The organism is Kitasatospora putterlickiae (assembly GCF_039527695.1).
GTDB classification, from domain to species: Bacteria; Actinomycetota; Actinomycetes; order Streptomycetales; family Streptomycetaceae; genus Kitasatospora; species Kitasatospora putterlickiae.
Genome location: NZ_BAAAKJ010000480.1, coordinates 1 through 1,617 on the forward strand (window position 1 = coordinate 1; position 1,617 = coordinate 1,617).

Consider the following 1,617-nt stretch of genomic DNA (forward strand, 5'->3'; position numbering starts at 1 on the left):
CCGCGGCGGCTCCGGCGCCGCCCACGCCGACCCAGACCAGCACCCCGCCGGGCAGCAGCGCACGCAGCCCGTGGTTGATCTCGGACAGCTCCAGGCACGCGGCCGTGCACCGGTCGCACTCCTTGAGGTGCCCCCCGACCTCCGCCGAGGCCCGCTTGCGCAGCGAGCCACGCGCGTAAGCGCCGAGCCGGTTGGCGTACGCCTGGCAGGCCCGGTCCTGGCTGCCCGAGACATGGGCCTGCAGGAAGCCGGCGGCGAGCCGGTCCCGGGCCCGGTGGGCCTGGACGGCGGTCGCGTTGGCGGTCTTGCCCAGCATCACCGCGACGGTCTTGGGCGACTCCCGCTCGACCTCGGTGTGCCAGAGCACCATCCGGTCGTCCTCGGGGAGTTCGGCGTAGGCCTGCATCACCATGCGCTGGTCGGCCATCGCCATCGCCCAGGCGTCGGCGCCCGGGTCGGCCAGGTCGAGGTCGACGACGGCGGCCGATGTCTGCGCGAACACGCTGAAGTCGTCGATGAGTTGCTCGCGCCGCTCGCTGCGGGTCCAGGCCGCGGCGACGTTCCGCACGGCGGTCAGCAGGTAGGCGCGGACGGCGAACTCCGGCCCCTTGCCCGCCTTCAGCGCCTGCAGGGTGCGCGCGAACACCTCGCCGGCGAGGTCCTCGGCGGTGAAGCTGTCGCGGCAGCAGGTCCGGGCGTAGCGGCGCACCGAGTCGGCGTGCCGGCGGTAGATCTCCTCGTACGCGGCGTCGTCGCCGGCCCGCACGAGCGCGGTCAACTCGGCGTCCGAGGGAGGACGTTCACCGTCGACCGGGTCGGCGGGCGCGGGCACCGTGGGCCGCGCCGGGGCGGCGGTGCCGACGAAGGCCTCCGGGGTGACGCCGCCGCGCCCGGCGGGGGCCTGCCCGGGGACGCGGCCCTGGGGGAAGGCGGCGGCGGAGGCGGAGAGCGTCTCGCGGCTGGGCATCCCGGCCTGGTCCGGCACCTGGCCGGCCGGAAGCCCGGACTGGACCGGGCCGGACGCCTGGGAGGCGGCCGTCGATCCGCCGCCGGACGCCCTGGCGTCGGCGCCCGGGCCGTCGGCCCCCCAGTGGGTGCCGCGGTCGGTTCCCCAGTCGGGGTCGGTCCCGGCGGACCGCCCGAAGTCGAGGCCGTAGCCGTAGTCGTTCTGTTCCTCGGCGCTCACAACGGACCCCAGATTCCACGACAGCCCCCGTAGTGTGGCAGGGCGCGCGGGAGTGCGTAGGCGCACGAACTCCTACCGCACGGCGCCGAGGGCACGCGAACGGCGCGCATCGGGACATTGGCTCCAACCACGGGCAAAGGATGGCATAGCGCAGAGTTGGGCGGTAGCCGGACCGGCCGCGACCCACTCTTCCGTGGGGCCGTCGCGGATGTGTTCGCCTGGTGCGCGGCGCCTCGGCGGGCGGCGCTCGCGCCGGGCGCGCGATCCGCTTCCCCGCGCCGCCCGGTTCGTCAACCTCCTTGCCCCCGGCTGACACTGGCCGTCCCGCCGGGTGACGTTCAGCGGGCCCGTAGGCCGTCCAGCAGGATCTGCAGCAACCGGTCCGAGGGGCCTTCGGCGGGCTGACCGTCCGCCTGCCGACCACCCGTCGG

The 1,617-nt window shown here is 75.6% G+C and carries 1 protein-coding gene; it reads right to left on the bottom strand.

Annotated elements, in window-relative coordinates; genetic code table 11:
- Nucleotides 1-1,186 (bottom strand): RNA polymerase sigma factor (locus ABD308_RS37395; protein WP_344345116.1); only part of this gene is annotated, 1,186 nt, incomplete at its 3' end.
- Nucleotides 1,187-1,617 lie beyond the last annotated feature (431 nt).